This is a genomic window from Erwinia magellanica, from assembly GCF_039023495.1.
Classification (GTDB): Bacteria; Pseudomonadota; Gammaproteobacteria; order Enterobacterales; family Enterobacteriaceae; genus Erwinia.
Map to the genome: position 1 here is coordinate 898,363 of NZ_JBCHVC010000002.1, position 24,289 is coordinate 922,651.

Annotated in this window: 27 protein-coding genes; 19 read left to right on the forward strand and 8 right to left on the reverse strand. The window is 51.0% G+C overall.

All coding sequences use genetic code 11. The annotated features are described in order from the left end of the window. Window positions 1-169 precede the first annotated feature (169 nt). A complete protein-coding gene (fliE, locus tag AAH450_RS11550; RefSeq protein ID WP_342910327.1) occupies window positions 170-481 on the forward strand; it encodes a flagellar hook-basal body complex protein FliE in 312 nt (103 codons plus the stop codon). A gap of 190 nt (window positions 482-671) precedes the next feature. Here fliE and AAH450_RS11555 read toward each other — a convergent pair whose 3' ends face one another. Further along, window positions 672-842, reverse strand: coding sequence for a hypothetical protein (locus AAH450_RS11555; RefSeq protein ID WP_318790700.1), 171 nt, complete (start codon window positions 840-842; stop codon window positions 672-674). Window positions 843-1,484: 642 nt separating this feature from the next. Here AAH450_RS11555 and ymcF point away from each other — a divergent pair. Continuing rightward, window positions 1,485-1,646, forward strand: a complete 162-nt coding sequence (ymcF, locus tag AAH450_RS21135; RefSeq protein WP_428979206.1) for a cold shock small protein YmcF — start codon at window positions 1,485-1,487, stop codon at window positions 1,644-1,646. Between the two features lie 678 nt (window positions 1,647-2,324). Here ymcF and AAH450_RS11565 read toward each other — a convergent pair. Further along, complete coding sequence (locus tag AAH450_RS11565; protein WP_342910328.1) at window positions 2,325-2,894, reverse strand: LexA family transcriptional regulator; 570 nt, start codon at window positions 2,892-2,894, stop codon at window positions 2,325-2,327. Between the two features lie 353 nt (window positions 2,895-3,247). On the opposite strand from AAH450_RS11565, the gene AAH450_RS11570 reads away from it, so the two are divergent. The 6 genes from AAH450_RS11570 to AAH450_RS11595 all read left to right on the forward strand — a co-directional run bounded on the left by AAH450_RS11570 (window position 3,248) and on the right by AAH450_RS11595 (window position 7,313). Further along, a complete protein-coding gene (locus tag AAH450_RS11570; protein ID WP_342910329.1) occupies window positions 3,248-3,613 on the forward strand; it encodes an antiterminator Q family protein in 366 nt (121 codons plus the stop codon). A gap of 151 nt (window positions 3,614-3,764) precedes the next feature. Further along, the gene (locus AAH450_RS11575; protein WP_342910330.1) at window positions 3,765-4,232 is read left to right on the forward strand and encodes a lysozyme family protein; all 468 of its coding nucleotides are present in this window, start codon (window positions 3,765-3,767) and stop codon (window positions 4,230-4,232) included. Next, the gene (locus AAH450_RS11580) at window positions 4,229-4,576 is read left to right on the forward strand and encodes a DUF7940 domain-containing protein (RefSeq protein ID WP_342910331.1); all 348 of its coding nucleotides are present in this window, start codon (window positions 4,229-4,231) and stop codon (window positions 4,574-4,576) included. Before AAH450_RS11575 ends, AAH450_RS11580 begins: the two co-directional genes overlap by 4 nt. After that, complete coding sequence (locus AAH450_RS11585; RefSeq protein WP_342910332.1) at window positions 4,573-4,866, forward strand: hypothetical protein; 294 nt, start codon at window positions 4,573-4,575, stop codon at window positions 4,864-4,866. Before AAH450_RS11580 ends, AAH450_RS11585 begins: the two co-directional genes overlap by 4 nt. 300 nt (window positions 4,867-5,166) lie before the next feature. Next, window positions 5,167-6,915 (forward strand): glycosyl hydrolase family 28-related protein, encoded by a 1,749-nt coding sequence (locus AAH450_RS11590; RefSeq protein ID WP_342910333.1) that lies wholly within the window; start codon window positions 5,167-5,169, stop codon window positions 6,913-6,915. Between the two features lie 131 nt (window positions 6,916-7,046). Continuing rightward, the gene (locus AAH450_RS11595; RefSeq protein ID WP_318790709.1) at window positions 7,047-7,313 is read left to right on the forward strand and encodes a hypothetical protein; all 267 of its coding nucleotides are present in this window, start codon (window positions 7,047-7,049) and stop codon (window positions 7,311-7,313) included. A 63-nt stretch (window positions 7,314-7,376) separates the two neighbouring features. On the opposite strand, the gene AAH450_RS11600 is transcribed toward AAH450_RS11595, so the two are convergent. Together AAH450_RS11600 and AAH450_RS11605 are read right to left on the reverse strand one after the other, a co-directional pair. Continuing rightward, the gene (locus AAH450_RS11600; RefSeq protein WP_342910334.1) at window positions 7,377-8,777 is read right to left on the reverse strand and encodes a GGDEF domain-containing protein; all 1,401 of its coding nucleotides are present in this window, start codon (window positions 8,775-8,777) and stop codon (window positions 7,377-7,379) included. A gap of 423 nt (window positions 8,778-9,200) precedes the next feature. Beyond that, on the reverse strand, window positions 9,201-9,524 hold the full coding sequence (locus tag AAH450_RS11605) for a DUF6388 family protein (protein ID WP_342910335.1): 324 nt from the start codon (window positions 9,522-9,524) through the stop codon (window positions 9,201-9,203). Window positions 9,525-9,691: 167 nt separating this feature from the next. Here AAH450_RS11605 and yedD point away from each other — a divergent pair, with 167 nt between their 5' ends. Then, the gene (yedD, locus tag AAH450_RS11610) at window positions 9,692-10,180 is read left to right on the forward strand and encodes a lipoprotein YedD (protein WP_342910336.1); all 489 of its coding nucleotides are present in this window, start codon (window positions 9,692-9,694) and stop codon (window positions 10,178-10,180) included. A gap of 132 nt (window positions 10,181-10,312) precedes the next feature. Here the strand turns inward: yedD and amyA are convergent, their stop codons facing one another. The 4 genes from amyA to fliD form a co-directional block, all read right to left on the reverse strand. Further along, window positions 10,313-11,800 carry an alpha-amylase gene (amyA, locus tag AAH450_RS11615; RefSeq protein WP_342910337.1) on the reverse strand — a complete coding sequence of 496 codons (1,488 nt, stop codon included), beginning with the start codon at window positions 11,798-11,800 and terminating at the stop codon, window positions 10,313-10,315. Between the two features lie 138 nt (window positions 11,801-11,938). After that, window positions 11,939-12,307 carry a flagella biosynthesis regulatory protein FliT gene (fliT, locus tag AAH450_RS11620; RefSeq protein WP_318790714.1) on the reverse strand — a complete coding sequence of 123 codons (369 nt, stop codon included), beginning with the start codon at window positions 12,305-12,307 and terminating at the stop codon, window positions 11,939-11,941. Then, a complete protein-coding gene (gene fliS, locus AAH450_RS11625) occupies window positions 12,308-12,715 on the reverse strand; it encodes a flagellar export chaperone FliS (protein WP_342910338.1) in 408 nt (135 codons plus the stop codon). It abuts the gene before it with no gap. A gap of 11 nt (window positions 12,716-12,726) precedes the next feature. Next, window positions 12,727-14,136 (reverse strand): flagellar filament capping protein FliD, encoded by a 1,410-nt coding sequence (gene fliD, locus AAH450_RS11630; RefSeq protein ID WP_342910339.1) that lies wholly within the window; start codon window positions 14,134-14,136, stop codon window positions 12,727-12,729. Between the two features lie 282 nt (window positions 14,137-14,418). Here fliD and AAH450_RS11635 point away from each other — a divergent pair, with 282 nt between their 5' ends. The 10 genes from AAH450_RS11635 (at window position 14,419) to AAH450_RS11680 (ending at window position 24,238) form a co-directional block, all read left to right on the forward strand. Further along, the gene (locus AAH450_RS11635; RefSeq protein ID WP_342910340.1) at window positions 14,419-15,714 is read left to right on the forward strand and encodes a FliC/FljB family flagellin; all 1,296 of its coding nucleotides are present in this window, start codon (window positions 14,419-14,421) and stop codon (window positions 15,712-15,714) included. A gap of 71 nt (window positions 15,715-15,785) precedes the next feature. Next, complete coding sequence (locus tag AAH450_RS11640) at window positions 15,786-16,754, forward strand: HNH endonuclease signature motif containing protein (protein ID WP_342910341.1); 969 nt, start codon at window positions 15,786-15,788, stop codon at window positions 16,752-16,754. 145 nt (window positions 16,755-16,899) lie between these two features. Then, window positions 16,900-17,622 (forward strand): RNA polymerase sigma factor FliA, encoded by a 723-nt coding sequence (locus AAH450_RS11645; protein WP_318790719.1) that lies wholly within the window; start codon window positions 16,900-16,902, stop codon window positions 17,620-17,622. A 43-nt stretch (window positions 17,623-17,665) separates the two neighbouring features. Continuing rightward, window positions 17,666-18,169 carry a flagella biosynthesis regulatory protein FliZ gene (gene fliZ / locus AAH450_RS11650; RefSeq protein ID WP_318790720.1) on the forward strand — a complete coding sequence of 168 codons (504 nt, stop codon included), beginning with the start codon at window positions 17,666-17,668 and terminating at the stop codon, window positions 18,167-18,169. 90 nt (window positions 18,170-18,259) lie between these two features. Continuing rightward, window positions 18,260-19,246, forward strand: a complete 987-nt coding sequence (locus AAH450_RS11655; protein WP_342910342.1) for a D-cysteine desulfhydrase — start codon at window positions 18,260-18,262, stop codon at window positions 19,244-19,246. A gap of 160 nt (window positions 19,247-19,406) precedes the next feature. Next, window positions 19,407-20,210, forward strand: coding sequence for a cystine ABC transporter substrate-binding protein (gene tcyJ, locus AAH450_RS11660; protein ID WP_342910343.1), 804 nt, complete (start codon window positions 19,407-19,409; stop codon window positions 20,208-20,210). Beyond that, window positions 20,210-20,878 carry a cystine ABC transporter permease gene (tcyL, locus tag AAH450_RS11665; protein WP_318790723.1) on the forward strand — a complete coding sequence of 223 codons (669 nt, stop codon included), beginning with the start codon at window positions 20,210-20,212 and terminating at the stop codon, window positions 20,876-20,878. Before tcyJ ends, tcyL begins: the two co-directional genes overlap by 1 nt. Window positions 20,879-20,920: 42 nt before the next feature. After that, complete coding sequence (gene tcyN / locus AAH450_RS11670) at window positions 20,921-21,673, forward strand: L-cystine ABC transporter ATP-binding protein TcyN (protein WP_342910344.1); 753 nt, start codon at window positions 20,921-20,923, stop codon at window positions 21,671-21,673. Window positions 21,674-21,910: 237 nt separating this feature from the next. Beyond that, window positions 21,911-23,008, forward strand: a complete 1,098-nt coding sequence (locus tag AAH450_RS11675; protein WP_342910345.1) for an acyltransferase family protein — start codon at window positions 21,911-21,913, stop codon at window positions 23,006-23,008. A 150-nt stretch (window positions 23,009-23,158) separates the two neighbouring features. Continuing rightward, window positions 23,159-24,238, forward strand: coding sequence for an acyltransferase family protein (locus AAH450_RS11680; protein ID WP_342910346.1), 1,080 nt, complete (start codon window positions 23,159-23,161; stop codon window positions 24,236-24,238). The last annotated feature ends 51 nt before the right edge of the window (window positions 24,239-24,289 follow it).

The window sequence follows — 24,289 nt, forward strand, 5'->3', positions numbered from 1 at the left end:
GCTAGCTGTAAATTTTTCACTTCTAATGGCTGCCATTATTTTCTTAAACAGGAAATTCGATGGCTGGATAAGCCCTATCTTTTGCTCTTATTTAGCGGCTTTGTCTCATTGACATTGTGGTAAGTTTTCTCACAACAAAATTTCTACCGTTTAACTTTCGGGGCAAAAGATGGCAATTCAGGGTATTGAGAGTGTGATGCAACAGCTGCAAACCGCAGCAATTCAGGCCAGTGGCAGAAGCAGTGATGCTTCAAGCCATGCCGATTTTGCCGGTGAGCTGAAAGCAGCGCTGAACAAGATCAGTGATACGCAGAACGAAGCGCGGACGCAGGCGCAGGATTTTGAACTGGGTAAACCAGGCATTAACCTGAATGATGTGATGGTCGATCTGCAAAAATCCTCGGTATCAATGCAGATGGGTATCCAGGTGCGTAACAAGCTGGTCAGTGCTTATACTGACATCATGAATATGCAGGTTTAGCGTTATCTTTCTGATTTAAAAAAGTTATTGCGCGGATTTCTTCGGATGGAGTATCGGCAGGCCAGTCTTCTGCTTTATCCCTTTACGCTTATTGATCTACAGGCAGATGAGAGAGCGTTACAGTGGGTGAAGCGCGGCAAAAAAATACCGACCAGAGGGCCGGCATTTTTTTGATCGGGTAGGGCAGGTTTCAGGACTGTGGTTGACCTACCGGTCCAGAGCCTTGAGTGCCGCCAGGCACTGACTGACCGCTTGGCGCATGTGGACGACCATCGCTCCCCACTGCGCTGCTGTCATGCATGCAACCTGTCAGCGTGGTGAGAGTGAGTAACATCAGTAAACCGCCCAGATATTTTTTCATCGTCTTTCCCTTTGGTTTGAAAAGTAGCAACAACCAAAAGCATAGCTGACGAACCAGAGATTTCCATAAAACTCCGTGAAAGTTCAACGGCATACTGATTTTTCTGGCTATGGTACTCTCTGACTGCCTTGCGAAATATAGGGCGTAAAGTGGGTTTTAGCGGGGATTGTGCTACTTTACAGGGAGAGCTAAGGGCAACCCACAAGCCAGTGCCGCTCAGCTCTTTTCTTTATCCTTCTGCTCTTTTTTTCATTCTGTTCTGCCGCTCTGTCTGCTCTGGCGGCGGTGTGTCCTGAAAGATGGCCGACGAAAGGGGGACAGATGCTGATAACCCAGAGCGCGCTGCTCTTCCTGCAGATGACGAAGGGGATTGCCCCCAGCATAATTCAGGCAGCTGAAGCGGTGAGAAAGGCTTTTTGACCGTCGGGGTGGGTTGTGCAGGGCGTTTTGTTTGCCTGCTGAGAAAGCTCAGGCTTAGTCGCCAGCCATTCGCCAGCTTAGTAAAATTTTATTAAATGATTTCCGTTATCACCTTTTAAGAAAGTATTTGCTTTTTTCTGGTGTTTATCAGGCCTGCCGGCCGAGATAAAACTGACAAAAGCTTTCTGAAGTGATAGTGTGGAGACTCATAATTCAAAAAAAATGAAGGTTCCTATTCCAAATATTAAATTTAAATGTCCGTCATGTCATGGATGTCAGTATCGTTTCTCTCCCCATAACATCACGCCAAAAAATCCCCATGGCGCCAACTGTATCTTTTGCAGGGCCGGTATGAAGGTCAGCTATAAGTCCTTCGCCAGCTAAAGCCATCCCTTGCGAAAACCGCTTGATTGCAGCAGTCGAAAACTCTACTGTTTTTTACAGTAACCAGCGCTGCAATCAGGTAGTGCGCTTCCCTGATCCCGTTCTTTATCAATCCTCACCACTCGTTTTTACCCCTCCCGATCTACAACCAGTCAGCTCTTTGACGATCCTTCTCGCCAGTTTTTGGTCCTCCTGACGCTGGGCAACAACCGCTGCCCGTCGGGCTTTGTAACGGCTTTTACAGGTTCCCTGTGGCCGACAAGGTTTCCAGATTATCAACATCATAGACCTCCCGAAAGCATAAAAATGTAGTGAGACCAGTCACACCTGGAGTTGCCTCAAAACGTATAAACGGCAGAAATGTATCCCCGCTAAAAACGATAGCTATAGTTATTATTAATATCAATAGCTATTGTGTAAATATCTTGGATTGTCAGTTTATCTATCTGATTTTTAAGGTTTAATTCTTTTTTTTCTGCTTTTTTTGCGCTTTATTCTGGCGATTTTATCGAAAGCTTTACTAATCTATTCAGTTGAATGAATGCGCAAAAGGTTTTGCGCTGGTTAACTGTCTCAGAGGGTGGATTTTCGCGAGGGTAAACTGATGATATCTGTTCTGCACAGAGTATCCGGAGGGCATTACAAGGAAACCATCCTGCACGGGCAGGATGTGAGTACTTACCGCCTTAAATCACGGATCAGGAAGATTGCTACACCAATAAGTTCTGACTCATCAGAGAGCTCCACAGCAGGGAGTCTGGGGTCATCGACGGTCAAAAAACCATTAGAGGGGCCTTCAAGATAGCGATAGACGGAGAAACGGGAATTCACCTTCGCTATCACCAAATCTCCAGATTCAGGTGGTACGTCGGTATCGATAATGATAATGCTGCCCGCTGTGGCTTCTGAGCAGCCGCTGTTGCGGTCAAGAATATAGGCACGCCAGCTCTTTTTCGCCTTTACGCCGTTAGGTGCAGAGACGATCTCCCCTGTTTTACCTTCGGCACCCCAAACGGAGATAGTAGTACCACTCTTTACTTTGTCAATGGCGCTAATTGCCGTAGTGCCACGCATCTCTCCCTCGCCACTGGCGAGCCACTGCACGTTGACGTCAAGCGCTCTGGCAATATCCACCAATTTGCGGGAGCCTTCTGCTTCCCCTTTGGTCAGACGCCAGATAGTAGGTTGCGATACGCCGGAGGCTTTTGCTAAAGCACCCTGGGTAATTCCCATCATGGTCATAGCCATGTTCAATCGGTAGGCGAGTGTATTCGGTTTCATACACCAGAATTTATAGCTAAGCGTATTTTTCGTCAAACACGCTTTGCTATTGACAGGGTTAATAGCGATTGCTATTAATTAAGTCAGTTCGATACGTAAAGGGATTTTCAGCGCTTCACCCAGGGTATTGAAACCCGCTGCTCTTTGACAACCTGGCCGCCCAGCCTAACCGCTGGCAAAGCATTGCACCTGACACGGTGACAGCGTGTCAGCACTGCACCTCTCCATAATTCAGGCAGCATGCCGGGAACACGAGAACCTGTGGATGAAAGATGCTCAACAGAGAGGGTCTCTCCTCTCCAGATAATGAGGGAGTTAACATGCGCGATATCAAACTATTGCTGGAAAGATGGGGTGGCTGGGCGGCTACAGAGCGGAGTGGGGTGAGTTATTCACATATTGCTGCGGGGTTCCGTGGCCTGATCACTTCCACCTCCGCTTCGCGGCCCTCATGCAGCGACAACGATGGTATGATCCTCGACAGCTGCATCAGCCGCCTGAAAATCACTCACCCTGAAGAACATTCTCTCCTGGTCGCCCATTATCATTACCGGATCTCGTTACGCTCTATTGCCCGCAGACGCCGCTGTGCCGATGGCACAATCCGCAAACAGTTACAGACGGCTGAAGGCTTTGTGGAGGGCGTATTGTCGGCGCTTGAAATTACCCTTGAGTGCGAGAGATAAATTATTTCCAAAAAAGTGGTTGCGTACGCAATTACCGATCTAGTGTGTTAGTAACGCAATTTAATTTACCCAATCGAAGCACTTTACACACCGGGGAATTCATTCCTGAAGAATTTATGCGTCTGCATAAAAGTAATTACGGAGGTGAAGTATGAGTAAAGTCATTCAAATACTGGCTTATGAAGAGGGTTATAAAGAACGACCCTATATTGACACGGAAGGGTACCCAACGGTGGCCTGTGGAATAGTAATAGGCCCCAAAAATGCCCCGTTAGCTAATTATCAATTTACCGTACCAAGAAACGTAGGAGATATCTGGATGCAAAGAATGGTAGATGAAAAAATAGGGCAAATGAACAGCAACCCAACCCTGGTGGCCGCAATGAAGCAATGTAATCCGGCCAGGGCTGACGTGCTTTATAGCATGGCTTATCAGTTGGGGGTTGATGGGCTGCTCGCCTTTAAAAATACCCTGGTGATGATCTCGGTCGGCAATTTTGATGGCGCGGCGGAAGGGATGCTGAGCAGCATTTGGGCCAGGCAAACACCGCAGCGGGCAAAACGGCACGCGCAGGTGATGCGCAGTGGGAATTATGATGCCTATAAGGAGATTATATGAAATTTATTCTCTTTATTATGCTGGTTCTGTTGGTGGCTTTTGCCGTCTGGTGGATTACCAGGCACGGTAAAATCGAGCTGGTTGCGCATGCAAAATTACTCTTTAAGACCTGGTCCCTGTGGCTTGCTTCTATAGGGTCGTTTGTCGGGGCCTGGGTGCAATCATTCCCGGACTCAGCGATGAATGCCTGGAGCTCTTTGCCAGGCGACGTCAAGACAGTTATCCCACAACACTATCTGGGGCTGATCGCCTCCTTCCTGGTTGCCATGGCAGTCATTGCGCAATTTGTACGTCAGAAATCCCTGAACGCTAAAGCTCAGGTCATGAAGGAGGATAAAGCATGAGTACATTTTTCGCTCTGTTCAGCGGTAGCTGGCATATTCTCGCCGGGATTGGCGTGGTGCTGATGGCGCTGATTGTCAGCTGGTTTGGCGGTAAAAAAATCGGCAAAGTGCAGCAAAAAGCCCGCTCTGACGTGGCGGCAGCACAGGAAGAGAGTGACCGTATTGCCATAGTGGCCAATAAACAGATTCAGGATATTAAGGCGGTGAAGAATGTCCATGAAAGCAATAATATGCTTAATGATGATGACGCTCGTAACAAGCTGCGCGACTCGTCATATAACAACCCGTAATAATCCTCAAATGGTTTCTGACTCCTCATGTACGCTATTTAATCCTGTCCAGACTTATGGAAAGGACTGGCAGGTGATGGATATCAGAACCATCAAAGCCATCAATGTTCACAATGATACGTGGAATAAAGTTTGTGCTGCTAAAAAAGAGTAGGGCATCACCTGTTAAGGAGTAGGTGATGGTAGTCAGGGAGCTTTAATCATTCTTTCTTAATTCTCTATATTCCTTTTATTATTTTCTCTCTTATTTTTTTAATTAATTGAGGCGATTAGCAACGGCTTATTGCCCCGGAGGTTATTATGATTGAAGTTAATTCATTTGCAGAACTGAGAACTACCGCGCCAGCTAAAACTGGCGAGCTGGCCGTGTTACGCCGCTATTATGATAAGGACTCAACATTTCATGGCGGCGGTGAATTTGTCGGCTTTATCAGCGCTACTACCGTCACCGATGATTCGGGTACGTTAGCCGCCGGACAGGGTTTTTACTGGAAACGCGTGATCAACGATCCTGATGACTTAAATATCTACCATTTCGGCGCGAAAGGGGATGGCACCACGGATGACAGTGGTGCTTTTAAGTTAATGATGGCCTGGGCACAGAGCTACAACAACAATGCCAAAAGTCTGGGTGTACGTTTTCCTTCGGGCAAATTCCTTATCAACCCGATTGATTACTCCGGCACCGAGATGCCGTTCTTCTATATCTTTGGCGATCATAACCCGCATGGGGGAATGCCCCGGACGACCATTATCTCCAACAAATCCACATCACCGGTGTTCAAGGTCAAGGCGCGACGCACGACGCTTAAGGGAATCTGCTGGAATGGCCAGGCATCGGCAGATATTACTGCTAACAAGGGTATCATTAAGGCGACGATGTGTAGTAACCAGCAGCCGTTCTTTGAAAACACCATGGTGGCGGGAGAATCAGTCTTGATCAACAGCTTCCGTGCGCAGAATAACGGCGGTACGGTAATCAAACTGCTGGATACGCTTGATACTAAGTTTGAGCAAATTTATACCCTTACTACTTTCGCCCGTGTCATTGAGATTGGCTGGTCCGGTACGACCACTGGCGTCTGGGATCACTCAACGGCGGTTGAGATCACTAACGCCAATTTCCAGACGGGCTATGGCGATGCCACGCTCTACATGCCGCGTGTGACGCAAGGGGTGTTGCATAACGTCTGGATGGAGCACACCCGCTTCCCGGGGGATCTCAGTGAGGGACAATGGATTGTCGATGCGCTGAGTCTGGAGGATTGCGAAAATCCACTGAATATGAGCAACGGCCGCGTGCTGATCCGTCAGCTTAACCTGCAGGCGGGTGCCAAAGTCACACTGGATGCCACAAGTGAGCGCTGGTTATCCGGTTATGAATATGGCTGGCGCCGTGATGAGAACTTTGGTACCAACATGACCGGATCAATGAAAGTAGGTTGGTACTCCGGCTACAGGGTGACCAATACTTCAGCAACGGACAAATGGTACAGGCTGGGCAAGGTACACCTGCCAAAAGATAATCAGCAGTGGGTGGTGGAGATGATCAGCAAAGTCAGCAATGACGTGCTTTCCGGCACGGCTGGCAATCCGGTCACTGCCGTTTCTTCCTGTCTGACCTGGCTGAATATTTCGCGATGCGCGACCGCTATCTACGCGGATATCCAGCACAAAGGTTCGCCAGCCGTACTGGACGTGAAGTTAAACAGGATTGGCGTTACCTACGCTGAAATTTGGGTCAAGCTGAAAGCGGGCAGCGGTGACACGATGTTCAACCTGAAGTCAAACGGCCCCACCCGGTTCGATGCCGGTGTATGTGCCCTCTTTACAGCGGATCTTAGCGAAGTCACCGATACCAGCACCATCGGTACTACGTCGCCGAGTGCAAGGATGAGCCTGCATAATGGACTGGCAGGGATCGGCGCAAATGAGAAAGGGGTCTTAACCGTGGCCACCATTGCGGCTACCGCACCCACCACGACGACGGCTGCGGGATACATTACCGTCAATATTAACGGAACAGATCGTAAAATTGCCTACTACTAAGGCCTGCTGGCCGCCAGCGATGGCGGCCTTTTTGGCCCTGTCGCCGTCGGGTTAAAAAAGTGTTAATGAACTTCCGCTAACCCTGAGGGTCAGAATTTATGAGTGCTTTTTTAACCAAGAAGGATAATTGCATGAGTGACAACGAAGAACACAAAACGCCGACCGACCACGTACGTGATGTAACTTCTCAGTTAAAAGAAATGCGCCACTATGCACAATCCAACGTGGAAACCCTTTCAGCGCACTGGCTCGCTTTTGATCAGGGCGAGTATAAGCATCCTGAGTTTGCAGAGAGGATCAACGACCTGCTCACTAAGCAGGGCGGTTTACTGGATGAACTGGATAAAAATATTCAGGACATGGAAATTGAAGTGAACCGCATCGAAAACGAAGCCTGACAGGCTGAGCAAGTTCAGGATAACCCGCCACGGCGGGTTTTTTGTTCTCTGAAACTTAAAGAGTCACAGTACAAACTCGGGGCTGACCCGATTCCGGCCGCTGCTTTTGGCGATGTAGAGCTGTTCATCTGCATGTTTAATTGACTCATCCAGACTGGATGGATCGGTAATATTCAGCGTGCTGATGCCGATGCTTACCGTCACACTCAGATTGATATTGTTCAGCACAATAGCGTTGCGCTCAATGCTCTGGCGCAGACGATCCGCCAGCAGGTAAGCTCTTGGTTGAGAAATCCCCTCAATAAGTACCAGAAACTCCTCGCCTCCCATCCTGCTGATAAGCGCCGTCTGCTGTAGCGACTGCCGGATACACTCAACGGTTTTCGCCAGCACAAAATCTCCGGCCGCATGGCCATAGTTGTCGTTGATGCTTTTGAACCTGTCGATATCAATGACAAAAGCTGCACCGTAAAAACTGTTTTGCTTGTTACGTCGGGTTGCCAGCGTGGTCAGGCGTGAGGAAAGCCCGCTGCGGGTGAGAGCACCCGTCAAAAAGTCATAGTCTGCGCGTTGGGTAATTCTGGCGACCAGCTTTTTATTGGCGGTGCTACTCAGCGCGACAATCAACGGGCTGATGGTCATCGCCGCCACGCCCAGCCTTGCTGAAGCCAGACTGTCGATGCGGAAGAAATCGTCTGAACCCTGAATATTCAGCACGTTGCTGGCGACCAGAGTGATTTCTGCGATGCCGGTAAATAAGGTGAGCAGGCAGGTGAGAAATATCGGATAGCTCACCGCGCACCACATCAAGGCAGGCAGCGGGAAAATCAGGCTGCCGCCGCCGCCAACGTAGATCCCCGCCACCGTAGAAAACAGCAGCGAGAGCAGCGGCATCAGGCTGCTTTCACGCAAATCAGCCATAAACTGTGTAAGTTCATCCCTGCGCAGAAAGGTGATCACCAGCGGCAGCAACAGGATTGAGGTGGAAACCTGTTCACAAAACCAGGAGATCCAGCCCTTTAGCAGGTCATCATGAAAATAGCGCTGGCTGGTGAACGATCCCACCGCAGCACAGACGGCGGCAGCGGTAATGGAAGCAGGAAAAACTCTGATCAAAGCCTGTAGCCGACGCGGATAGGAGCGGGAAAGGAGAGGAGAGAGCAGAACGGCTCGACCTGTCACAATAAAAACCATATTCGCTGCATCTAAGCCCAGCGAAACTTCAAAAGGGGTGCCATATAAAAGGTCCGCGCAGACCATACCGAAATAGATAGCTGGCAGGCTGGAGAGCGTATCAAAGCGGGGGAAACGAATAAGCAGCCCTAAAAGCAGTGCATTGCAGGGCCAGAAAAGAGAAAGGGCATGGTAGCTGCGACACTGCAAGCCCAGAGCCGCTAAACACAATGCCAGAAGAAACAGGAAGATAACCTGGTCAAACTTATATTTATTCAGTTGCATATTCATGACTCAAGGTTCTTACAGGAGTCCGGCGAAGAGAAACCGCTCGGTAACTGCCTTGTAACGTCCATGTGCGGGCTTGATGTGCAGGTTTTTCACCCTCAAACCGCGCGCACAACATACGTGAAAAGCGGCGGCAAAGCAATCTTTTAAGAATTATCTTAATTTGGCGCAGGCGCCGTCTAAAATATCGTTAAGGCCTGTTTATTTCATTCACTGCCAAAGTCTGTTCATGCTGACGATGTGGCTGTAATGCCACAGAAAGTTGCCAGCATATATAGCGCAACCAGTTTCTTTTATCGAACAATAATATGCTGTTATCAGGCCTTTGAGACCATTCTGAGCAAGGGAAAGGCGAGAAGGAAACGGGTATCAAAACAGCCGTTAAAACAAGGCTGGCCCGGAAGCAGACCAGCCACCAGGGGGAATTTAAAGCTCGTTTTTAATACAAAATTCTTCCCAGCTCATACCAAGCGCCGTAGCGTGCTGTCGCAGATAAGCTTCGATAGCTTCATTCGCTACGGCTTTATCAGGTTCAGCCAGCTGGATGGCGAAGAGCATGCCATCCAGTTTCTTTTCACGAGTGAAAGCAGCATAAGCCCGGTCAGCCTGCATACTCTGTAACTGGGAGAGCGACATCCCCATCGCGGCGGCATTTTCCGCAGTTAATTGCGCAATGCCGCTTTTAATCTCAGGGTGAGCTTCCAAAAAAAGATCCCGTGCCGTGGCGTAATACTCTTCAATACTTTTCATCACTCTGTCCCGCTGTCGGTAATAGGCGTAGTTTACACGCCCGCCGCAAGCGGGGGAATGCCGGGGCGGATGGGTGGATATTAACTGAGCGGGAGAACGTGATGCAGCTTGCGGTAATTAAGGAGAAATTATAACGTAGCGCCTGACTGCATACTCAGGAAATGAAAATGAAAAAGTGGATGATAATGACTCTGGCGACCGTCGCGCTGGCTGGCTGTGCGGACATTCCCAACTACCAGAGCGCGGTAAAAACGCCTCCTCCAGCCAACCTGGTAGGTAACTGGCAGACAATGGGGCCGCAAAAAGGGTTAGTCAGCAAGGAAGCGATCGCCAGCCTGATTATTACAGCAGAGGGCGACACGCTCGATTGCCGTCAGTGGCAGCGCGTCATTGCCAAACCCGGTAAAGTAACCCTGTTTGATGGCGACTGGGTGAATGTGAATAATCAGGTTCGGGTGATGCCGCTGGAACTGGAAGGTATGGAGCTGCACTACGACAAGCTGAGGCTACAGAAAGTGCAAAACCCAACAGCGGAATGTCAGGCTGCGCTGGTGGCACAGAATCAGACCGCACCTGCGCAAGAGCAGTCTCAGACCTCCACGGATGCGGGCGGCAAAAAACATCATAAAATGATGATGAAAAACGCCAAATCCTGATAACAAAAAAGCCGTGCGGTTGACTTCGCACGGCCTGTTTCTTGCTCTCTTTGTCGCCAGATTATCAGGCCGACACAAGGTTACCGTACGCCATGGCAGCATCTTCGGGCTGAAGATTTCTGCACCAGCAACCTATTTCTGTTCTGTCACTACCCAGACACTTACGCTGCCCGCGTTGCAGCGGAACAGCGCCATTCCCTGCTCGTCTGCGGTTACCGTCCCGGTTTGATTCCCCAGATAATCCCGCCAGGTTTTCCCTGCCAGCGCCTCGCCTGTCGGCAACATCTTCTCTCCTTCCTCACCATTGGACATAATCACCACGCAGCCCGGATTTTCCTCTGTTCCACTGCGGGCAAAAGCGATGCAGTTTGGGTGATCGAACCACAGCGTTTGTACGCCATGGGCATAGAGCTGTCGGGCGCGGATCAGCGCTTCCAGCTCCGGGATCGCCGGCATATCGATTTTATAGTTTTCACCATCATCGCCTTCATCTTCATAGCTGGCACCAAAGAGATCCGGATAGAAGATTGCCGGTACGCCTTCCTCTCGTAGCAGGATCAGCGCATAGGCCAGCGGTTTAAACCAGGGTTCGACGGGGGCTTCCAGAGATTGCAGCGGTTGCGTGTCATGGTTAGCCACAATCGTCACCGCATGCCAGGGATCTTTCTCCACCAGCGTATTGCTGAACAGCTGGCTGAGATCATAGCTCGCGCCCTGGCGTGAGGCATTGTGGAAGTTCATCTGCAACGGGGCATCAAACAGCATGGTTTTACCCTCAACCTGTTCAATATAGTGCTGTAGCTTATCAACTTCATGCGACCAGTATTCCGCGACGATAAAGAGCGGCTGTTCAGCCACTTCCTGAATATGTTCAATCCACTCTTTATAGAACCAGGCAGGGATATGTTTGACTGCATCGAGACGAAAACCGGTACAGGGGAGCTGCTGCATCATCCAGCGCGCCCAGTACTTAAGCTCTTCCGTCACCGCTCGGTTGCGGAAATCGATGTTAGCGCCCATCAGATAATCAAAATTACCCAGCTCATCATCAACCTGATCGTTCCAGCCTTCGCCAGTGTAGTCATTGACGATTTTAAACACGCCATTATCATTGGGGTTTTCAATATGATCGACGCCGCTAAAGCATTTATAATCCCAGACGAAAGCAGAATATTGCCCGGCGCGTGCGGGAAAGATAAATCGGGTCCAGGCTTCTGCCTGAAAAGCTTCCGGCTCTATCTGGTCGCGGTTATCGGGATTGACCCGATTAACCAGCATCTGCTCTTTTTCATCCGCGCCCATTTTATGGTTAAGCACCACGTCCATGATCGCGCCGACATGATGCGCCCGCAGTGCTTTTACCGCGGCGATAAGCTGCTCTTTGTCGCCATATTTGGTGGCGCGGGAGCCTTTCTGATCGAACTCGCCCAGGTCAAAGAGATCGTAGCTGTCGTAGCCGACCGAATAGCCGCCGGATTCACCTTTATAAGCGGGAGGCAGCCAGACATCGGTGATGCCCATCTCCGCCAGTTTCTCTGCACGTTCGGCGACTTCGGGCCACAATTTACTGCCGTCGGGGTAATACCAGTGGAAAAATTGCAACAGGGTGGGATGAGGCATGTCCTTGCTCCGGGTTCATCAGACTGGGAAATGAAGTATGGAGCAGGCCTGGAGAAAAGCGCGGGTCAGAAGCTAAAATATTTTTTAGCGCTCTGCCCGCCGGCTGGTGTGAGTCAAATTCATACGGGAAAGGATCTTTTAAACGCCTGGTGATCCCTGGGGGAACAGGATAACGCCTTGCATTCCGCTGTACGCTTTATTCACGGATTTCTGGCGTGTAGCCTGGCCAATCAGCGAAGAAAGCTCGCTCATCCGCGACTGTAACAGGCTTTTCACTTCAGCTTCGTTATTCAGGATATGACGCAGGACAGGTTGCAGCTGATCCTGCGTCTGCTTAGGAACTGGGGAATGCCTTGTGCTTTCCGCCAGAATTTCAACCGCACTGACGTAATCGACTTCCATTTCAATCAATTCATCCCATTTACCCTCGCTTGCCAGGCGTAACATCGACTGGCTGAGGACCAATAACTGTTGGTAAATCGTAAGCAGTTGCGGAGCAATATTCATTTAAACGGCGTCCTGAAGGGCGGTGGTTCCAGAAACTTCTTTCCAGGCGTCGGCGATGTTGCGCAGCAACGTTTCGACTTCCAGAATCGCTTCTGCGTCATTATTTAAATTGGCTTTTATCAGGCAATGAACCATATAGCGATACAGCCCGGCAAGATTATCAGCCAGCTCATCGCCGCTCTGCTCTTCCAGCCCCTGCTTCAGTCCATTCTCGATAATATTGATGGCTTTGGAGAGCGACTCTCCTTTGCCACCGATGTTGCCATCCAGCAAAAATAACCGGGCGCGAACCAGGGCGCTGAGCGCCCCGTCAAACAACAGCGTAACCAGTTGATCCGGCGTGGCGCTCATTACTGCGCTCTCCACCCCGATTTTTGCATAGGCTTTGGTGCCGCTTGCGCTATACATTTTGTCTCCTTTTACTTAGTACTTGAAGAACTGCTTGACGTATCGAACTGGGTGGTCAGGTAGCTGCTGGTGTTGTTGAGCTTGCTGATCATCACGTCTAAAGCGGTAAACTGGGTTTTATACCGGGCGATGGTGTCATCTATGCGTGTGCTGACCGCATTATATTGATCGGTCAGATTATTAAGCGTTTTGCTCACGCCATCAGTGGCTGCCTGCAATATGCCCGTGCTGGAGAGCCAGCTGGAGACATTGGCACTGATAGTGGTGGCAATCCCGGTCTTTTTGCCGTCGCCAACAATCATCTCTTTGACGCCGTCCGGATCACTACTGAGCGCTGTGGATAATTTGTCATTATCAACCTTTAACTGGCCCGTTGTAGGATCGGAAGTGACACCAACCTGCGCAAGGGTTTTAAAAGTTGATGAGCTTTGAGCATTGGTCAGCATGCTTTTCAGCTGCGACTGAATAGTCCGCAGGGTGCTGTCACCAAGCAGGGCGCCATTGCTGGTATCCTGTGCATCGGTTCCGGCATCTACAGCGGTATATTTTGTCAGGCTGGCGAAAGAATCCTGGAGGGTATTGTAGGCATCCACCCAGGCACTAATCGCGCTTGAGGCTTTAGAGGTATCTTTGGTGATGGTCAGCGACTGATTGCCGGTAGTAACATCGCTCAGATTAAGCGTAATCCCTTCCAGCGCATCACTGATAGTGTTGCTGCTGTTCTCAATCGCTACGTTATTCACCGTTAACTGGGCATTTTTCGCTTCTACGCTCTGCGTCATATTGCTGGCTGAGTTGCCGTCATAGTTGAGCATGCTTTGCAGGGCGCTGTCGCCGGTCACGCTTAACGTCATTGCGTTATCGGTGCCCGTTTCATCAGAAGTCATCGACAGGCGATAGCTGCCATCACTGACTTTAATAATACTGGCGGTGACGCCGGCATCAGACTTATTGATGGCGTCGCGGATACCCGTTAATGAAGAGTTGGCGGCGGAAACGGATACGGTAACCGGATCTTTACCGTTACCCTGCTGAATAGTAATAGTGCTGTCTGAGCTGGCCAGTGCGGTGGTGTTGCTGCTCTGCACACCAGAAGTCAGCGTTTGCGCGGCTGCCAGCTGAGTGACGCTAACCGTATATTTACCCGCTACGGCGCCGGCCGCGGTGGTCGCGCTAAAAGCGGTAGAGCTGCTGGTGGTTTTAGTCGAGCTAAACAGGTCGGCATTATTCAGCGTGGTGTTAGCCGTCTGGAACGTAGTCAGCGCGCTTTTCAGCGTACCGTATGCGCTTAACTTGGCTGTATAAGATGACTGCTGCTTAGAGATAGGCGTTAAGGCGGCTTTCTCTGAAGTTTGCAGGCTATCCAGGATATCAGCTAGTTGAAGGCCTGAACCGATACCCAACGAAGAAATACTGGCCATAATGTTTCCTTTATAGAGTCAACACGGAGAGTGAATACCGTGGTTATCGGCTACTGCGGGGCAAAGTTTACGATTTTTTAAACGGAAGTAATGAAGCGAATAGCGGTAATAGAGAGGGGTATTTCGGCGAGTAGGGTGCTGGAAGAAAAAATTGAGTCTGAGACTAAAAAAATTCTAAAGGTTAGTTAAGGGCTGACGATAATAAGTTTGACGGCGATGAAGCCGGGTGGCAAACAAGCCCCACTCCCTTAACAAGATTCGATTTTAATAGGAAACTTTATCATGGCACAAGTAATTAATACCAACAGCCTCTCGCTGATCACTCAGAACAACATCAACAAAAACCAGTCTGCTCTCTCTACTTCTATTGAGCGTCTGTCATCTGGTCTGCGTATCAACAGCGCGAAAGACGATGCTGCTGGTCAGGCAATTGCCAACCGCTTCACCTCTAACATTAAAGGTCTGACTCAGGCTGCCCGTAACGCCAACGACGGTATCTCACTGGCTCAGACTACTGAAGGCGCACTGTCAGAAATCAACAACAACTTACAGCGTGTTCGTGAACTGACCGTACAGGCACAGAACGGGACTAACTCTGATTCCGACCTGACTTCAATCCAGGACGAAATCACTTCACGTCTGAGCGAAATTGACCGCGTATCTGGTCAGACTCAGTTCAACGGCGTGAAAGTACTGTCTGCTAATAACTCCATGAAGATTCAGGTTGGCGCAAACGACGGCGAATCTATCTCCATCGACTTACAGAAAATTGACTCTTCAACTCTGGGCTTGAATGGTTTCTCTGTAGGCGGCAATGCAGTTAAAACTGGCGCTGCACTGACTGAAATTGGTGACGGCTCTACTACTCCTTCTAAAGTTAACCTGACTGCTGCTGCATCTGCTCTTAGCACAGCAACAGGTAAAACTGTTAGCGCTGACAGCCTGTCTCTGCACAACCTGCAAGACAATACTGGCGCAGCGACTGGCGACTACGTTGTTAAATCTGGTAGCGATTACTATGCTGCGTCAGTAGACAAGTCAAACGGCGCTGTTTCTCTGAACAAAGTTGACGTGACTTATGATGATGACGACAAAGGTGTTTCTGCCGCAACTCAGACTGGCTCTTTGGTCAAAGTAGGTACTACAGCAGCTGGTGTTAACACTGCCTATACCGAAGTTAACGGTAAAAACTATGAAGTAACTGGCGGCCTGGCTAACGGTGACGCAGCTGGTACTACTGCTACTGCAACTGTAGAACTGAGCGGCGCTTCCGCTACTCCTACCTTCGCTGGTTCAGCTTCAGCTGACCCGTTGGCTCTGTTGGACAAAGCTATCGCTTCTGTTGATACCTTCCGTTCAAGCCTGGGTGCGGTACAGAACCGTCTGGATTCAGCGGTAACTAACCTGAACAACACCACCACTAACCTGTCTGCTGCTCAGTCACGTATCCAGGATGCTGACTACGCAACAGAAGTGTCTAACCTGTCTAAAGCACAGATTATTCAGCAGGCTGGTAACTCCGTGTTGGCTAAGGCTAACCAGGTTCCACAGCAGGTTCTGTCTCTGTTGCAGGGCTAATCACCTTAGTGCTCTGATAAAAACTTCCTTAAAACCCCGCGCCCGCGGGGTTTTTTATCTCTGGAGTGTCTATGCGCTTCAACGTTGATTTTGTTCCGGGCGACCTGCTGAGCTTTGAAGAGATAGCCCAACGCTACGCGTTAAAATATCCTGAAGAGAAGGAGCTGACGGCGCGTGCGCTACTCAGCCCCTCAACCAGCTATCGCAATCTGGTGATCCGTGCCGTTTTTGCTAATGAAGAAACCAACAGTCCGCTGGAGGATTTGCTGTTTATCTCTAATGATAACGAGCGCAAAAACTACCTGCGACGGATGGAGTATTACCTCAGGCAGCAGCTTCCCTTCTTCTATTTCCGCCGTACCGCAGCAGCAAAGCAGGAAAACCGCTGGAAGGTCATGGGGGAGAGTCACGTCTACGCCATGCTGGACCCGGCATCGGCTGCGGCGCAGAACCTGCTGGCCAGCCGGGGCTATAAACTCTCGCTGATGCGTAAAGAGGGTGAGGATAACTACTGGCAGCTGTTTGATACCCAGGCGCATCCCTGCTTCACCGTTTCACGCCGTATTCAGTTTCTGGTGGTGCTGACATCGCCTTTGTTCACTACGCCTGCGGGGGTGATTGCCGGAACACAAGTGGGCAGGCAGGTCAAAGCCAGCGTCTGGCAGCGTGCCAGTCAGGCGGAGTTCGCCGCTTCGGTAAAAGCGCGCTATGGCGCCTGCGTGATTACCGGGACTCGCGTATTGGAACAGACACCGTTTCCCTGGGTGGAAGCCTGTCATATCAATACGTTGGAAAATGAAGATGGTTTTTTGACAGACAACAGCGTCGATAACGGCCTGTTTTTGCGCAGTGATTTACACCGGCTGTTCACCAACCGGTTACTGACCATTGATGGGGCAAGTGGCAGGGTAACATTCCGTCATGGCCTACAGGATGAGGTCAGATTAAGTGAGTCTTATCAAGAGATTGACGGCCAGCCCTGCCAGCTCTGGGACAAGGTTCCCACCGCCACGCGTGAGAAACTTCTGCAATCAGGCTAGCCGGTAGCGGGGCGGCAGTAGCTTCATGCCGCCTTTTTACACAAAAATGAAATAACCCGCCTTTAATACCGCTATTCCCCCAATCAATCTCCCCTACAGAAACGGATAATCATGCCGATAACTTAACTAACGCAGGGTAGTCAGAGTGAACGATCTCTATACCGCCGATGGGGTGATGGACAAGAACTCGCTATGGCAGCGATATGTACCGCTGGTGCGCCATGAAGCATTGCGCCTACAGGTTCGATTGCCAGCCAGCGTTGAACTGGATGACTTGCTACAGGCAGGAGGCATTGGGCTGTTAAACGCCGTGGAGCGCTACGACGCGCTACAGGGCACAGCCTTTACCACCTATGCCGTACAGCGCATTCGGGGAGCGATGCTGGATGAGCTACGCAGCCGCGACTGGGCGCCTCGCAGCGTGCGTCGTAACGCACGTGAGGTAGCCGGAGCCATGCACAAGGTAGAACAGTCGCTTGGGCGATCGGCTACCGAACAGGAAGTGGCAACGTCTCTGGACGTTTCACTAGAAGAGTACCGGCAGATCCTGCTGGATACCAATAACAGCCAGCTGTTCTCCTATGACGAATTCCGGGAAGAACACGGCGACAGCGCAGAACTGGTAACGGAAGGCCATGAAGAGGCAAACCCTCTTCACCAACTGATGGAAGGAAATCTGCGCGAGCGCGTCATTGAAGCGATCGAGGCTTTGCCCGACCGCGAAAAAATGGTGCTGACGCTCTATTACCAGGAAGAGCTGAATCTGAAAGAGATTGGCGCAGTGCTGGAGGTGGGGGAATCCCGCGTTAGCCAACTGCACAGTCAGGCGATAAAACGCCTGCGCGCCCGGTTAACGGGAGCGCGCTGACGGAGTCAGTTTTGCACTCTCAACACCAACCGGGGACTCTCAGATGGGATCCAAAATAAAAATGAGACCGTTAAGTCGTTATTTGAAGGACTACAAACACAGCCAGAGTAACTGTTCACATTGTGGCAAGGTACTGGACCGTATGGCACTGGTGTTTCGCGGTCAGATAATAAACAAAGAGGCCATAGCCCGGATGGATCAGCTGATCGACGATCAGGTCTGGTTAAAACTTCAGAATGAGCTGACGGCACTTTGCCGCTTCTGTAGCGACATCTTCTGCAATACGCATCCGAATTACTTCGATATTATGGCGTTCAAACAGTATCTGTTTGAGCAGACCGAGATGAGCCACAGCACTATTCGCGAATATGTTGTTCGCCTGCGCCGACTGGACGATATGCTGTCGGCGCGTAATTTTCCTGCTGAAAAATTGCGGGGCAATAGCTGGCATGAATGCCTGGAAAATGACTTACCGGATGCCGGTAACAACAACTACCGTATCGCTTTGCGCAAATATGACCAGTTTTTAGGCTGGCAGCGCACTTAGGGTGACGAGCGCACGCTCTTTTACGTTACCTTTTTGCTTTCTTCTGTAAAACTGTAAGGATAACTGTTAGCGCTATCTGCGGAGGCTACATTGTCCTTACATCTTTTATCTTCCTTTCCCAGGCTTGAGCTGTTGGGTTCACCCACGCCGCTGGAGCATCTGCCGCGCCTCTCTGATTATCTTGGCCGCGACATCTTTATCAAACGTGATGACTTCACCCCGTTTGCGCTCGGCGGCAATAAGCTGAGAAAACTGGAGTTCCTGGCGGCGGATGCGCTGCGTCAGGGTGCCGACGTGCTGCTGACGGCCGGTGCCATTCAGTCCAACCACGTGCGCCAGACGGCAGCGGTGGCCGCTAAACTCGGACTGAAGTGCGTTGCGCTGCTGGAAAACCCTATCGCCACGACTTCTGCAAACTACCTTGCCAACGGCAACCGCCTGATGCTGGAGCTGATGGATACCGAAACCATCATGGTGGATGCACTGCATGACCCGAACGCCCAGCTTGAAGAGCAGGCAACCCGCCTGGAAGCGCAGGGATTTCGTCCATACATCGTGCCGGTGGGCGGTTCTAATGCCCTGGGTGCGCTGGGCTACGTGGAGTGCGCGCAGGAGATAGCGCATCAAAGCGAAGGCGTGGTCGACTTTGCTGCTGTGGTGGTCGCCTCGGGCAGTGCCGGCACCCATGCGGGTCTGGCCGTTGGCCTGGAGGTGCTGATGCCAGAAACCGAACTGGTTGGCGTCACCGTCTCACGTCATGCTGACGAGCAGCGCCCGAAAGTAGTGGCGATCCAGCAGCAGCTTGCCGCTTCGCTGGAGCTGACCGCCTCTGCGCCCATCACGCTTTGGGACGACTATTTCGCACCCCAGTATGGAATACCCAATGAAGAGGGGATGGAAGCCATTAAGCTGCTGGCCCGCCTGGAAGGGGTTTTCCTGGACCCGGTCTATACTGGCAAAGCGATGGCTGGTTTGCTTGACGGCATCACGCAGAACCGTTTCCGCCGTGAAGGCCCGATCGTTTTTGTGCATACCGGCGGGGCGCCCGCGCTGTTTGCTTATCACCCTTCGGTATAAGGTGGATCGAAAAATTCGGTGATGCCGCTGGCTTTAACGAAGCGGCTCGAATACATTTTTCCGGTCATAGATAACCGTTTGCTTTGGCGTCAGGGTACCGCTTACGTTTTACGTCAGCGGTGGGCATGACGCTGATAACTCATAACACAGTGGAGTCCTTATGAATTTCTCTCTGGTACGTCGCCGTCTGGCGATAGGCGCTATGTCGCTGGCGCTGGTGGCTGGCTTTTCGCTCAACGCTTTTGCGGCAGATGAAAACCTGCTTAACAAAGTAAAAGAGCGCGGCTCGCTGCTGGTTGGTCTGGAAGGCACCTATCCGCCATTCAGTTTTCAGGATGAAAACGGTAAGCTGGCCGGTTTTGAAGTCGATTTTGCCAATTCGCTGGCCCAGCATCTTGGCGTAAAAGCCAGCCTGAAACCCACCAAATGGGACGGTATGCTCGCTTCACTGGACTCCAAACGCATCGACGTGGTGATTAACCAGGTCACCATTTCTGACGAGCGTAAGAAAAAGTATGACTTCTCCACGCCCTACACCATTTCCGGTATTCAGGCGTTAACCAAAAAAGAGAATGCGGCAAGCATCACCAAAGCAGACGACCTGAAAGGTAAAAAAGTGGGCGTTGGTCTGGGCACCAACTACGAGCAGTGGGTGCGTGCAAATGTGAAAGATGTGGATATCCGCACTTATGATGATGATCCAACTAAATATCAGGATCTGCGCGTAGGCCGTATTGATGCAATTCTGGTTGACCGTCTGGCGGCGCTGGATCTGGTTAAAAAAACCGGCGATACGCTGGCAGCGGCTGGCCCGGCATTCTCACGTCAGGAGTCTGGCGTGGCACTGCGTAAAGGTAATGCCCAGCTGCTGGACGCCATCAATAAAGCCATTGCAGAGATGGAGAAAGATGGCACGATGGCTAAACTCTCTGAAAAATGGTTTGGCGCGGACGTAACTAAATAATGCAGGAAAGCCTTCAACTGGTGCTGGATTCAGCACCTTTTTTATTAAAGGGTGCGCTCTTTACGCTTCAGCTGAGCATCGGCGGGATGTTCTTCGGCCTGCTGCTCGGCTTTCTTCTGGCCATGATGCGCCTGTCGCATTTCTGGCCGGTTTCATGGCTGTCACGCTGCTACGTCTCGATTTTTCGCGGTACGCCGCTGATAGCGCAACTCTTTATGATCTACTACGGCCTGCCACAGTTTGGCATTGAGCTGGACCCGATCCCCTCCGCGATGATTGGTCTTTCGCTGAATACTGCGGCTTATGCCTCTGAATCCCTGCGTGGTGCTATCGCCGCCATTGAGCGCGGACAGTGGGAAGCCGCAGCCAGCATCGGCATGACGCGCTGGCAAACCCTGCGCAGGGTGGTTTTACCGCAGGCTGCCCGTACGGCTTTGCCGCCGCTGGGTAACAGCTTTATCAGTCTGGTAAAAGATACCTCGCTGGCCGCCACCATTCAGGTGCCGGAGCTGTTCCGTCAGGCTCAGCTAATTACCTCCCGTACGCTGGAGGTATTCACCATGTATCTGGCCGCCTCCCTGATCTACTGGGTGATGGCAACGCTGCTCTCCATGCTGCAAAGCAGGCTGGAAGATCGCGTTAACCGTCAGGACAAGGAGTCAAAATGAGTGCGCATTCAGCCGCCGGCAGAAACAGATTCGGGAGCCAACATGAGCGCGATTGAAGTCAGCAAGCTGGTAAAACAGTTTAACGGGCAGACGGTACTGCATGGCATCGATCTTGAAGTCAGGTCGGGCGAGGTGGTGGCGATTATTGGCCCAAGCGGATCGGGGAAAACTACGTTACTGCGCAGCATCAATCTGCTTGAGGTACCGGACAGCGGCACTATTCAGGTGGGTGATATCAGAATTGATGCGGCACTGGGCATGCATAAACAGAAAGAGCAGGTGCGCCGTCTCCGTCAGCAGGTGGGGTTTGTGTTCCAGAGCTTTAATCTGTTCCCGCATCGCTCGGTGATGGAGAACATCATTGAGGGGCCAACCATCGTCAAGCGTGAGCCTAAGGCAGAAGCTATCGCCCGCGCCCGTGAGCTGCTGGAAAAAGTCGGGTTGCAGGGTAAAGAGGAGAGCTACCCTCGCAAACTCTCCGGCGGCCAGCAGCAGCGTGTGGCTATCGCCCGTGCGCTGGCTATGCGGCCTGAGGTGATCCTGTTTGATGAACCCACCTCGGCGCTCGATCCTGAACTGGTGGGTGAGGTATTGAACACCATCCGCGCGCTGGCTCAGGAAAAGCGCACGATGGTGATCGTCACGCACGAGATGAGCTTTGCCCGTGACGTGGCAGACAGGGCAATCTTTATGGATCAGGGCCGGATTGTGGAGCAGGGCGAAGCCAAAACGCTCTTCACCCAACCGCAGCATCCCCGTACCCGTCAGTTTCTGGAAAAGTTTCTTAATCACTAATTTATCTCGCCGGATTAACCGGCGAGTTATTTCCTGCGGAACTTAACGCAAATTAATTAAGGATAATCTTAAATATCCGCCGGGGCCTTCCCACGCATTCCCCTGAGACTCCCCCTTTAGCCTTTTCACCGCAATGAAAGCCCTGGGCAAAAAAGCCAATTAGGAGTTACCTCATAGTTTTCCCGTGGACAAAAGTAAATAATTCATTAAGTTTTTTGTTAATTTGGATTAAGTGTTATGGCAGCTGGCGGTACCGGAAAAAATGAAGTCCTTTGGATTAATACGCTAAAAGGCGGTTGTATATTACTGGTGGTGCTGCACCACACCATCATCACCACCTTTATGCCTTCTCTCCAGTATCTCACCGCAGGCGTGCTGCCGGCGGAAATGTGGGTCGCTTTTAATAAATACCTTTCGCCTCTGAGAATGCCGGCCTTCTTTTTTGTTTCAGGTTTGCTGGCGATAAGCGCCATTAATAAGAAAACCTGGGGAGAGGTTTTTACTAAAAAATTCAGCAATATTCTCTACCTCTACATTCTCTGGGGGGTTATCCAGTGGGTGAGCATTTATAATATTTCTGCCAACCTGATTGGTGAAAAGCTCTCAACCGCCACGAATGCTGCCTATGCGGAGTCACCTGTTGAGTTTATCAAGCTGCTGGTACTCTCCATGACCAGCCTGTGGTACCTCTACGCGCTGGCGGGCTATTTTGTGGTGGCGAAACTTTTCCACCGCCAGAAAATGGCGCTGATCGCCGTGGCGCTGCTGGTCAATTACGCCACGCAGTTCAGCCTGATACCAGGCTGGGGGCCTGCCAGCGTGGCGCAAAACTTTGTCTACTTCCTGCTGGGCGCATTCTTCAGCCATTATCTGATTGAGCTGAGCTTTATGACCCGCAGAAATGCGTTAATCCTGGGTGCCTTCGCACTTATGGGGCTGGCTCATCATGCGCTGGGCCTGTACAAGAATCCCTTCTATTGCATGATCTCCATTGTGTTTGGCATTGTGCTCTGTCGGGCGCTGAATACGCGCTTTAATATGGCCTGGCTTAACTGGATTGGCCGCAATACCTTGCAGATTTATGTGCTGCACCGCATTTTCATCGAACTGCTGGGCCTGAGCGTACTGACGCTGGCGGTGAAATACAGCCTGTTTGATAATACCGCCTTCTCACTGATTTGGGCGTTGACGCTACCTGTGGTAGCCGTCACCACCTGCACTGTCGTGTCGTTGCTGGTCTGGTCGCTGCTTAATCGTGGCCCTGGCCGGGCGCTGTTCCTCTATCCCCGTTTAATGAGGAAACCGCGGCCGGTGCCGGATATTGCCAGTAGCTGACACATTTTACTCAGGGCCGATAATATCGGCCCTGAGCTTTTATGCACCACCGATCTACCTGTACCACATAATAATAAAGTTACACTCAGCACCAGGATACGTTGCTGCCACGCTTTTATAAAATATGACGATAACAGCTGGAGTAATAGAATGAATAATAGCAATAAGAAAGAAATCGCCTGGGTGAACAGCCTGAAAGGCGCCTGCATTTTGTTAGTAGTTTTATATCACGTTGTACTACCAGGCTATGCTGACATGATGACCCATTTAACCGCCGGATTTTTCCCGGCGAAATTATGGGTCGCTTTTAATAACTATCTCTCTCCGCTGCGAATGCCGGCCTTTTTCTTTGTTTCCGGTCTGCTGGCAGCCAACGCTATCGTTAACCGTCCCTGGAAACAGGTGTTCACCAGCCGCGTCACTAATCTCTTCTATCTCTATTTTTTATGGGGAGTGATCCAGTGGCTGATGATAAACGGCGTCTCTGGCGAAATCATGGGGGCCCACCTCTCTGATAACGTCAATGCCGCCTGGGCTGCCACGCCGCTACAGTTTATAAAGCTGATGTTGCTGGCCATGAGCTCCTCCTGGTATCTCTATGCCCTGGGCCTGTTCTTCCTGTTTGCCAAGCTGTTCCGCAAACAGAAAGGCCTGATGCTGCTGGTGGCGATAGCGTTAAACTATGCGGCAGTGGTTAAGGCTATCCCAGGGTGGGGGCCGGAGAGTCTGTCACAGTACTTCCTCTTCTTCCTGTTTGGTGCCTTCTACAGCAGCACCATGATGCGGTGGAGTGAATGGCATCGCAGCAATCTGGTGCCCTGGGCGATACTGGGTGCGCTGACTGTTGTGCATGTAATGTTGGGAATGACTGAAAGCCTGTTCCTGTGTGTGATCGCCATTCTCTGCTGCATTGCGCTGTTCAGAATGTTGAACCGCTACTTCAGCATGAGCTGGCTGAACTGGATCGGCAAAAACACGCTGCAAATCTATGTACTGCATCGCATCTTTATTGAGTTCTTCGGGATGTCAGCCATTCTGTTCGCTGTCAGTCACAATCTCTTCGCCAGCAAAGCTTTTTCTCTGCTCTGGGCGGTGGGCTTCCCGATTGCGATGGTGGCGCTCTGTGCAGGCTGCTCGGTAGGGATCTGGACGTTGCTGAACCGTGGCGTGGGGAAAAATCTGTTTATCTACCCTAAACTGCTACGCATGAAACTCAACGTGCAACCCTGAGTTGGCGGCAATAAAAACGGGGCGAATTTCGCCCCGTTTTTTTATCGCTAC

Coding starts and splice junctions, on each gene's coding strand:
- fliE (WP_342910327.1), top strand. CDS start 170: ATGGCAATTCAGGGTATTGAGAGTGTGATGCAACAGCTGCAAACCGCA.
- AAH450_RS11555 (WP_318790700.1), bottom strand. CDS start 842: ATGAAAAAATATCTGGGCGGTTTACTGATGTTACTCACTCTCACCACG.
- ymcF (WP_428979206.1), top strand. CDS start 1,485: ATGAAGGTTCCTATTCCAAATATTAAATTTAAATGTCCGTCATGTCAT.
- AAH450_RS11565 (WP_342910328.1), bottom strand. CDS start 2,894: ATGGCTATGACCATGATGGGAATTACCCAGGGTGCTTTAGCAAAAGCC.
- AAH450_RS11570 (WP_342910329.1), top strand. CDS start 3,248: ATGCGCGATATCAAACTATTGCTGGAAAGATGGGGTGGCTGGGCGGCT.
- AAH450_RS11575 (WP_342910330.1), top strand. CDS start 3,765: ATGAGTAAAGTCATTCAAATACTGGCTTATGAAGAGGGTTATAAAGAA.
- AAH450_RS11580 (WP_342910331.1), top strand. CDS start 4,229: ATGAAATTTATTCTCTTTATTATGCTGGTTCTGTTGGTGGCTTTTGCC.
- AAH450_RS11585 (WP_342910332.1), top strand. CDS start 4,573: ATGAGTACATTTTTCGCTCTGTTCAGCGGTAGCTGGCATATTCTCGCC.
- AAH450_RS11590 (WP_342910333.1), top strand. CDS start 5,167: ATGATTGAAGTTAATTCATTTGCAGAACTGAGAACTACCGCGCCAGCT.
- AAH450_RS11595 (WP_318790709.1), top strand. CDS start 7,047: ATGAGTGACAACGAAGAACACAAAACGCCGACCGACCACGTACGTGAT.
- AAH450_RS11600 (WP_342910334.1), bottom strand. CDS start 8,777: ATGAATATGCAACTGAATAAATATAAGTTTGACCAGGTTATCTTCCTG.
- AAH450_RS11605 (WP_342910335.1), bottom strand. CDS start 9,524: ATGAAAAGTATTGAAGAGTATTACGCCACGGCACGGGATCTTTTTTTG.
- yedD (WP_342910336.1), top strand. CDS start 9,692: ATGAAAAAGTGGATGATAATGACTCTGGCGACCGTCGCGCTGGCTGGC.
- amyA (WP_342910337.1), bottom strand. CDS start 11,800: ATGCCTCATCCCACCCTGTTGCAATTTTTCCACTGGTATTACCCCGAC.
- fliT (WP_318790714.1), bottom strand. CDS start 12,307: ATGAATATTGCTCCGCAACTGCTTACGATTTACCAACAGTTATTGGTC.
- fliS (WP_342910338.1), bottom strand. CDS start 12,715: ATGTATAGCGCAAGCGGCACCAAAGCCTATGCAAAAATCGGGGTGGAG.
- fliD (WP_342910339.1), bottom strand. CDS start 14,136: ATGGCCAGTATTTCTTCGTTGGGTATCGGTTCAGGCCTTCAACTAGCT.
- AAH450_RS11635 (WP_342910340.1), top strand. CDS start 14,419: ATGGCACAAGTAATTAATACCAACAGCCTCTCGCTGATCACTCAGAAC.
- AAH450_RS11640 (WP_342910341.1), top strand. CDS start 15,786: ATGCGCTTCAACGTTGATTTTGTTCCGGGCGACCTGCTGAGCTTTGAA.
- fliZ (WP_318790720.1), top strand. CDS start 17,666: ATGGGATCCAAAATAAAAATGAGACCGTTAAGTCGTTATTTGAAGGAC.
- tcyJ (WP_342910343.1), top strand. CDS start 19,407: ATGAATTTCTCTCTGGTACGTCGCCGTCTGGCGATAGGCGCTATGTCG.
- tcyL (WP_318790723.1), top strand. CDS start 20,210: ATGCAGGAAAGCCTTCAACTGGTGCTGGATTCAGCACCTTTTTTATTA.
- tcyN (WP_342910344.1), top strand. CDS start 20,921: ATGAGCGCGATTGAAGTCAGCAAGCTGGTAAAACAGTTTAACGGGCAG.
- AAH450_RS11675 (WP_342910345.1), top strand. CDS start 21,911: ATGGCAGCTGGCGGTACCGGAAAAAATGAAGTCCTTTGGATTAATACG.
- AAH450_RS11680 (WP_342910346.1), top strand. CDS start 23,159: ATGAATAATAGCAATAAGAAAGAAATCGCCTGGGTGAACAGCCTGAAA.